Annotated in this window: 6 protein-coding genes and 1 tRNA gene; 5 read left to right on the top strand and 2 right to left on the bottom strand. The window is 63.8% G+C overall.

All coding sequences use genetic code 11. The features are described 5' to 3' along the window. A partial coding sequence (locus B4L36_RS09335; protein WP_292955869.1) for an SDR family oxidoreductase occupies positions 1-482 on the bottom strand: 482 nt, incomplete at its 3' end. Positions 483-812: 330 nt separating this feature from the next. Here B4L36_RS09335 and pdxH point away from each other — a divergent pair. From pdxH to B4L36_RS09315, 4 genes are all read left to right on the top strand, one after another. Beyond that, entirely contained in the window at positions 813-1,454 is a 642-nt protein-coding gene (gene pdxH / locus B4L36_RS09330; RefSeq protein ID WP_292955866.1) for a pyridoxamine 5'-phosphate oxidase, read from the top strand. 166 nt (positions 1,455-1,620) lie between these two features. Further along, entirely contained in the window at positions 1,621-2,148 is a 528-nt protein-coding gene (locus B4L36_RS09325; protein WP_292955863.1) for a cold-shock protein, read from the top strand. 3 nt (positions 2,149-2,151) lie between these two features. Continuing rightward, the gene (locus B4L36_RS09320) at positions 2,152-2,667 is read left to right on the top strand and encodes a DUF192 domain-containing protein (RefSeq protein ID WP_292955860.1); all 516 of its coding nucleotides are present in this window, start codon (positions 2,152-2,154) and stop codon (positions 2,665-2,667) included. A gap of 61 nt (positions 2,668-2,728) precedes the next feature. Continuing rightward, positions 2,729-2,805 (top strand) — tRNA-Pro (locus tag B4L36_RS09315). A gap of 18 nt (positions 2,806-2,823) precedes the next feature. On the opposite strand, the gene B4L36_RS09310 is transcribed toward B4L36_RS09315, so the two are convergent. Then, complete coding sequence (locus tag B4L36_RS09310; protein WP_088663459.1) at positions 2,824-3,543, bottom strand: MauE/DoxX family redox-associated membrane protein; 720 nt, start codon at positions 3,541-3,543, stop codon at positions 2,824-2,826. An 807-nt stretch (positions 3,544-4,350) separates the two neighbouring features. Here B4L36_RS09310 and B4L36_RS09305 point away from each other — a divergent pair. Next, on the top strand, positions 4,351-7,989 hold the full coding sequence (locus tag B4L36_RS09305; protein WP_292955857.1) for a vitamin B12-dependent ribonucleotide reductase: 3,639 nt from the start codon (positions 4,351-4,353) through the stop codon (positions 7,987-7,989). The last annotated feature ends 181 nt before the right edge of the window (positions 7,990-8,170 follow it).

The following is an 8,170-nucleotide window of genomic DNA, read 5'->3' as shown; positions in this document are numbered from 1 at the left end:
ACGCCCATCACGTTGTAATGCGGCATCACGCGTTCGGCGCCGTAATAGGTCAGCGTCACGCAGGAGCCGCCATCGGTCATCAGCTTCTCGGCGCGGCGCACGCAGGAGGTGAAGGAATAGACCGACACGTCCATCGTGGAGCGGAAATTGTCGGCGGAGGTGTCGACATAGCGCCCGCGCAGCTCGCCCTTGTCGGAAAAGCCGATGGCGTGAACGTAGAAATCGAGCTTGCCCCACGATTTTTCCAGCGCGGCGAAGGCGGCGTCGAGGCTGTCTTCGTCCGTGACGTCACATTCGTGCAGTTCCGTCACGCCCAGTTGCGCGGCCAGTGGCTCGGCCCGCTTGCGGAATTGGTCGCCCTGATAGGTGAGCGCCAGTTCGGCCCCGGCATCGGCCAGCGCGCGGGCGATGCCCCACGCAATGGATTTATCGTTGGCGAGGCCCATGATCAGCCCGCGTTTGCCTTGCATGAGTTGCGTCATCGCGTCTTCCCGCCTGCCTTTGACCGCCTGTGTCAGCGACCTTTAGGCCAAGCGAGGCCCGTCATGCAAGGGCGCGCGGCGCGGGCGAGGTTTGGCCGAGGCTCCGGGGTGCCGGTCGGCAATAGGGTGCCGAGCCGGGCGCGGGCCCCTGAAAACGCGGCGTATAAACTTTAAGCTTATAGGAATGATCCGGCAGAGGATGTCATGCGTAAACTTGAATACTTGGTTCCGCGGACGAAGTTTGGTTTGAGGGCAGGTGATTTAGGTTCAACGGGTCCGAGGCGATTAACGCAGGGGCCCGGACGGCGGCAGGAGACCGAGGTGAGCAGAATGACGACCGACGACAGCGCAACGCGCGACGGGCAGGATGCCGAGCGTAGCGGCATTTTCGCAGGCAGCGATCCCTTTGCGATCGCGCGCGCGTGGCTGGCGGAGGCCGAGCAGGCGGAGCCGAACGATCCCAACGCCATTGCCCTGTCCACGGTGGATGCCGAAGGCGCGCCCAATGCGCGCATGGTGCTGCTGAAAGAAATCTCGGACGACGCGTTCGTGTTCTACACCAATTACGGATCGGTTAAGGCACAGGAGATCGACGCCGCCGGGAAATGCGCGTTCGTCATGCACTGGAAATCGCTGCGGCGTCAGATCCGCGTGCGGGGCACGACCCGGCGCGAGGATGGCGCGAAGGCCGACGCCTATTACGCGTCGCGCTCGCTCAAAAGCCGGCTGGGCGCGTGGGCGTCCGATCAAAGCAAGCCGCTGTCATCGCGCGGTGCGCTGATGGCACGGGTTGCGGAGGCCGGTGTGACCCACGGACCCAATCCCGCCCGCCCGCCATTCTGGGGCGGGTTCCGTATCGACCCATTCGAGATCGAGTTCTGGGCCGACGGCGCGTTCCGTCTGCATGACCGGTTTCGCTGGACCCGCCTGTCGCCCGCGTCAACTTGGGCGGTAGAGCGCCTCAATCCCTGACATTCGCGCTTCGTGAATGACAAACCTCTGGAACTCTGCTGTTTTTTAAGGTTCATTCAACCTGCCACTCACATACGGATGACGTCGTCATATTTCGGCGCGGGATCCGACCAACTGGTGTTCCGGACCTGTCCGGTGCGCCCTGAACAAAGAAGAATTCGTGTCGATGAAAGATGAATCCTGTCCGCGACCACTCAGCGGACGCGTAAAATGGTTCGACCCGGCCAAGGGCTTTGGCTTCGTCGTCGCCGATGAGGGCGGACCCGACATTCTGTTGCATGCCAACGTGCTACGGAATTTCGGGCAAAGCTCTGTCGCGGATGGCGCGGGCGTCGAGATCATCGTGCAGGAGACGCCGCGCGGTGTTCAGGCGGTCGAGGTCGTGCGGATCAAACCGCCCGAAACCCACGATGCCCCCCCGATGGAGGACGTTGCGGCACTTGACCCCGAAGTGCTCAACGCGCTGCCTCTGGAACCGGCCCGCGTGAAGTGGTTCGATAAGGCCAAGGGATTCGGTTTCGCCAATATCTTTGGTCTGGCGGAAGACATTTTTGTCCATATCGAGGTCGTGCGCCGCTCCGGTCTTGCAGATTTGCAACCGGGCGAGGCCGTGGGACTGCGTGTGGTCGAGGGGCGCCGTGGCAAGATGGCCACACAGGTCTGTTCCTGGGAGATGGCGCTGAAGGGGGAGTGACCTATGGGCAAGGCGGGCGTGACGATCGGAGCCTTCGTGGCGATGTGGGTGCTGTTTCAGGCAGCGCCGGTGATGGCCGCCCCGGTCTGTAGCCCCGAACAGGTCGATCTGCGCGGTGACTTTGGCACGGCGCGGTTCAGCGTCGCGGTCGCCGACGACCCGAGAGAACGCGCGCAGGGGCTGATGCATGTGGACCGCATGGCCCGCTCCACCGGGATGATATTTCTCTATCCCGAGCCGCAAACGGCTGCGTTCTGGATGAAGAACACGCTAATCCCGCTCGACATGATTTTTGTCGGTGCGGATGGCGTGGTGCGCAAGGTCCATGAAAACGCGATCCCGCAGGATCTGACCCCGATCCCCGGCGGCGACGACATCGTCGCGGTGCTGGAGATCAATGGTGGGTTGTCCGGCGCGCTGGGGATTGAGGCGGGGGCCGAAATGCGGCACCCGGCCTTTGGCGCCGAGGCCGCATGGGCCTGTCCCGAGGGCGAAACCCAAAGCTTGCCCGAAAACTGAACGGCACCCGGTCGAAAGACGCTTTTCAACCTCGTCCGCAGCGCGTAGAGATCGCGCCAGTCGGGGCGTGGCGCAGCTTGGTAGCGCGACGGTTTTGGGTACCGTAGGTCGTAGGTTCGAATCCTATCGCCCCGACCATTCAGCCAGATCCAGACGTCAGCCGATGAGGTAGACGCGGATCGGCATCCACAGCCCCATCACCACCATCATCAGGTTTTCGGTCAGCGAGATGAAGCCCAGCGGCACCGACGAGCCGCCGCCGACGCAGGCGCATTTCAGTTCCCGTTTCTGGATGTAGACGGCGTAAAAGACCGAGATCGCCCCGACCGTCCCGATAAACAGGGCCACCGGCGCCGACAGCCACGTCAACGCGCCCGAAATCATCAGCACGCCCGCCGCCGTTTCGGCGAAGGGGTAGATATAGGCGTAGCGCACCCAGCGTTGTCCCAGCAGGTCGTAATTCAGGAACATGGACGAGAAGCTTTCCACATCCTGAAGTTTTTGCAGCCCGAGCAGGGTCATGCCAAAGGCGATGAACAGTTCGAACACCCGCAGGCTGAGCAGGGTGCCTTCGACCCGCCATGTCACGGCAAAGGCGATCAGCGCGGCGCAGGCAAAGATCGCGATCACCGGGCGATAGGTTGTTTCGTCCTCATCGGGCAGGGGTTTGTCGAAATGGGCGCGCAGGTCGTCGTAGCCGCCGATGCGGGTGCCGTCGATAAAGGTCTGCGGGGTCGTTTCCACCCCGTGTTTTTGCATGAAGGCATCGGTCGCCTCGCGGGTTTCGAGCCAGTTATCCTCGACCGTGTAGCCCTGCTGCTCCAGCAGATCCTTGCTTTTGAGGCCATAGGGGCAGACGTGTTTGTCCATCACCATCCGGTAAAGCACGGCGGTTTTGCCGTGGGCGCGGTCTGCGGGCGGGGTGTGGGTGTGGTCGCTGGCGTCTTTCATCTGGGTCTCCTGAGCGGGCGGCGGGGGCAGGGGCGCGAATCGCCAAGGGCGGGGGCGCGGGCTGAATCTGCCGATATGCAGCGGATCAACGGGCCTACGCCGCTGGAAGGTTCCGCGACGTTGTGAAATTTCGGCAACACCGGGCGGCGGATCGCGCCGGGGGGCGGGGAATTTCCGCGCTGCCGAGGAAATGGGCGCGGCGGGCTGTGGGCCTGTGGGCAGCCGCGCGAATACCGGCATCGGGCGCCCCTGCGCCGGACCGCGCGGGCGACCCTAGGTCAGCCGCTAAGTCCCGCGATCACGGCAATTTTCACCCACGATCGCCCCGATCCGGCAGGGCGGGGCAAAATGTGAGGGGTTTCGTTCACAGGCTGTGGAGGAATCGAGCAGCCTCCCCCCGGCAGCGCCGCAATGGCCCGCGTCAAACAAAATCCGGGTGCTCCGTAGACGAAAATCAAGTTGACCGATGCGCGGAATTTGCGTCAGTTTGTGTGCATCAACGGGGCCTCCACTACATCTAGTGGGCCTCGGCGCAGAGATACATTGCCAGCCAAGATCAGTTCGGACGCCCATAGGCGCCGGCCGACGCCCTGTTCCGGGGGGTCTGGCGCGGTGGCGGTGCGCCTTGATCGAAGAAGGGCGCGCGTGCGGGGGCCGCGGGACACCTAGGGCAATCAACAAGCAAGGGCGGGGCAGTCGCCCGTCAGGGACGTCGAGGGGCGCGGGGACGATATGAAGATCGAACGCAAATTCACCACCGCCGGGCGGGATGCCTATGCCGGGATCGACTTTACCCGGACCGGCTCGGAAATCCGCAACCCGGACGGCACCGTGGTGTTCAAGCTCGACAATATCGAGATCCCCGAAAGCTGGAGCCAAGTCGCTGCCGACGTCATCGCGCAGAAATATTTCCGCAAGGCCGGCGTGCCCCTGCTGCTGAAGCGGGTCAGGGAAAAGGGCGTGCCGGATTTCCTGTGGCGCAGCGTGGCCGATACCGATGCGCTGGAGGCCCTGCCCGAAAGCCAGCGCTACGGCGGCGAGACCAGCGCCAGACAGGTCTTTGACCGTCTGGCCGGGGCCTGGGCCTATTGGGGTTGGAAAGGCGGGTATTTTTCCAACGAAGAAGACGCCCGCGCCTATTATGACGAGATGCGCTTCACGCTGGCCCGACAGATGGCCGCGCCCAACAGCCCGCAATGGTTCAATACCGGCCTGCACTGGGCCTATGGCATCGACGGCCCGTCGCAGGGGCATTTCTATGTCGATTTCAGGACCGGCAAGCTGGTCAAGTCGGCCAGCGCCTATGAACATCCCCAGCCCCATGCCTGCTTCATCCAGTCGGTTGGCGACGATCTGGTGAACGAGGGCGGGATCATGGATCTGTGGGTCCGCGAGGCGCGCCTGTTCAAATATGGCAGCGGCACCGGCACCAATTTCTCCAGTCTGCGCGGCGAGGGCGAAAGCCTGTCGGGCGGCGGCAGGTCCAGCGGCCTGATGGGCTTTCTGAAGATCGGCGACCGGGCGGCCGGCGCGATCAAGTCGGGCGGCACCACCCGCCGCGCCGCCAAGATGGTGATCTGCGACATGGATCACCCCGATATCGAAGCTTTCATCAACTGGAAGGTCATCGAGGAACAGAAGGTCGCCAGCCTCGTCGCCGGGTCCAAGGCCCACGAGGCGAAGCTGAACGACATCTTCGCCGCCATCGGCGCCTGGGACGGCAGCATCGAGGATGCGACCGACCCGGCCGTCAATGACGGTCTGAAAGCTGCGATCCGGGGTGCCAAGAAGGCGATGATACCCGAAACCTATATCAACCGCGTGCTGCAATATGCCCGTCAGGGTTTCGACAGTATCGAATTCCCGACCTACGATACCGACTGGGACAGCGAGGCCTATGTCAGCGTCTCGGGACAGAACAGCAACAATTCGGTCCGCGTCACCGACGCCTTCCTGAACGCGGTCCGCGATGACAGGCCGTGGGAGCTGCTGCGCCGCACCGATGGCAAGGTCGCCAGGACCGTCAGCGCCCGCGAATTGTGGGATCAGGTCGGTCATGCCGCCTGGGCCTGCGCCGATCCGGGAATCCAGTTCCACGATACCGTCAATGCCTGGCATACCTGCCCCGAGGACGGCGCCATCCGCGGATCGAACCCGTGCAGCGAATACATGTTCCTCGACGACACGGCCTGCAACCTGGCCTCGATGAACCTTCTGAGCTTCTGGACCGGCGAGCGTTTCGACGCCGATGCCTATGTCCACGCCACGCGGCTGTGGACCGTGACGCTGGAGATCAGCGTGCTGATGGCGCAATTCCCCAGCAAGGAGATCGCGCAGCGCAGCTATGATTACCGCACGCTGGGCCTGGGCTATGCCAATATCGGCGGCCTGCTGATGAACATGGGCCTGGGTTATGACAGTGATCAGGGCCGCGCGCTGTGCGGCGCGCTGACCGCGATCATGACCGGCATTGCCTATGCCACCTCGGCCGAGATGGCGTCGGAGCTGGGGGCGTTTCCCGGATACGGGCGCAACGCCGAGCACATGCTGCGCGTGATTCGCAACCACCGCGCCGCGGCCCACGGAACCGAGGCCTATCACGGCATCAATGTCCGCCCCGTGGCGCTGGATGCCGGCAATTGCCCCGATCCGCGTCTGGTCGCACTGGCCCGCGAGGCCTGGGACGAAGCGCTGACGCTGGGCGAGGATCACGGGTTCCGCAACGCCCAGTCGACCGTCATTGCGCCAACCGGCACGATCGGGCTGGTCATGGATTGCGACACGACCGGAATCGAGCCCGACTTCGCACTGGTCAAGTTCAAGAAGCTGGCCGGAGGCGGCTATTTCAAGATCATCAACCAGTCGGTCCCGGCCGCGCTTGACACATTGGGCTATGCATCCGCCCAGATCGAGGAAATCATCGCCTATGCGGTGGGCCATGCCAGCCTTGGCAATTGCCCCGGCATCAATCACACCGCGCTGGCCGGGCACGGTTTCGGCCCGCGCGAGATCGAGAAGGTCGAGGCCGCCCTGGCCACGGCGTTCGATATCCGCTTCGTCTTCAACCAATGGACACTGGGCGAGGATTTCTGCAGGCAGACGCTGGGCATCCCGGCCGACAAGCTGAACGATCCCGCCTTTGATCTGCTGCGGCATCTGGGCTTCTCGAAGCAGCAGATCGACGCCGCCAACGATCACGTCTGCGGAACGATGACGCTGGAAGGCGCGCCTTTCCTGAAGGATGAACATCTGCCGGTCTTCGACTGCGCCAATCCCTGCGGCAAGCGCGGCAAGCGGTATCTGTCCGTGGACAGCCACATCCACATGATGGCCGCCGCGCAATCCTTCATCTCGGGCGCGATCAGCAAGACGATCAACATGCCCAACAGCGCCACCATCGCCGACGCGCTGGCCGCCTACGAGCTGTCGCACAGCCTCGGCATCAAGGCCAATGCCCTGTACCGCGACGGATCCAAGCTGTCGCAGCCGCTGGCCGCGGCCCTGGTCGAAGACGACGAGGAGGCCGAGGAAATCCTCGCCACCGGCAGCGCCCGTGAAAAGGCCACAATCGTCGCCGAAAAGATCGTCGAGCGGATCATCGTCAAGGAGGCCGTGCGCAGCCACCGCGAGAAACTGCCGCAGCGGCGCAAGGGCTATACCCAGAAGGCCATCGTCGGCGGCCACAAGGTCTATCTGAGGACCGGCGAATACGATGATGGCGGCCTGGGCGAGATCTTCATCGACATGCACAAGGAAGGCGCGGGCTTCCGGGCGATGATGAACAATTTCGCCATCGCCGTATCGGTCGGCCTGCAATACGGCGTGCCGCTGGAGGAATTTGTCGATGCCTTTACCTTCACCCGGTTCGAACCGGCGGGGATGGTTCAGGGCAATGACAGCATCAAGAACGCCACCTCGATCCTGGATTACGTGTTCCGCGAACTGGCGGTCAGCTATCTCGACCGCACCGATCTGGCCCATGTGAAGCCGGAAGGGGCGTCATTCGACGATCTTGGTGGCGGCGAACACGAGGGTCAGAACCTGGCCCCGGTGACCGAGCAGGCCGAACTGAAATCGCTGACCATGCTGAAGCAGATCAGCAGCGCCGGATATTTGCGCAAACGCTTGCCGCAGGACCTGATGGTGCTGCAGGGCGGCGCTTCGAGGACGGCGGTCGCCACCGGCATGGCCGAAGGCGGCGCCGGCTTTCAGGCCGCCCCGGTCGCGGCTGCGCCGATCGACCAGCGCAAAAAGGCCAAGATGCAGGGCTACGAGGGCGATCCTTGCGGCGAATGCGGCAATTACACGCTGGTCCGCAACGGCACCTGCATGAAGTGCAACACCTGCGGCGGCACCTCAGGTTGTAGCTGAACCGACTGCGCGGGGCCTGTCGCAGGCCACGCATTGCCATGTCAGGCCAGGTCGCGGGTTTCCCTCCTCCCTCTCGCGCCCCTATCGAAGCAGATGCGTCCGGCAAGAGGCGCAGCCTGACCCCAGCCCCCCGCGCCGTGGCAGCGAGACGCGGGGGGTCTTTCATTCGCGAATGGCCGGA

It is taken from the genome of Paracoccus sp. UBA889 (genome assembly GCA_002294185.1).
Taxonomy (GTDB): domain Bacteria; phylum Pseudomonadota; class Alphaproteobacteria; order Rhodobacterales; family Rhodobacteraceae; genus Paracoccus.
This window is presented reverse-complemented; position numbering and strand designations above follow the sequence as displayed.

What these genes read in the sequence shown, in the direction of transcription:
- pdxH (WP_292955866.1), top strand. Translation starts at nt 813, where the DNA reads ATGACGACCGACGACAGCGCAACGCGCGACGGGCAGGATGCCGAGCGT.
- B4L36_RS09325 (WP_292955863.1), top strand. Translation starts at nt 1,621, where the DNA reads ATGAAAGATGAATCCTGTCCGCGACCACTCAGCGGACGCGTAAAATGG.
- B4L36_RS09320 (WP_292955860.1), top strand. Translation starts at nt 2,152, where the DNA reads ATGGGCAAGGCGGGCGTGACGATCGGAGCCTTCGTGGCGATGTGGGTG.
- B4L36_RS09310 (WP_088663459.1), bottom strand. Translation starts at nt 3,543, where the DNA reads ATGGTGATGGACAAACACGTCTGCCCCTATGGCCTCAAAAGCAAGGAT.
- B4L36_RS09305 (WP_292955857.1), top strand. Translation starts at nt 4,351, where the DNA reads ATGAAGATCGAACGCAAATTCACCACCGCCGGGCGGGATGCCTATGCC.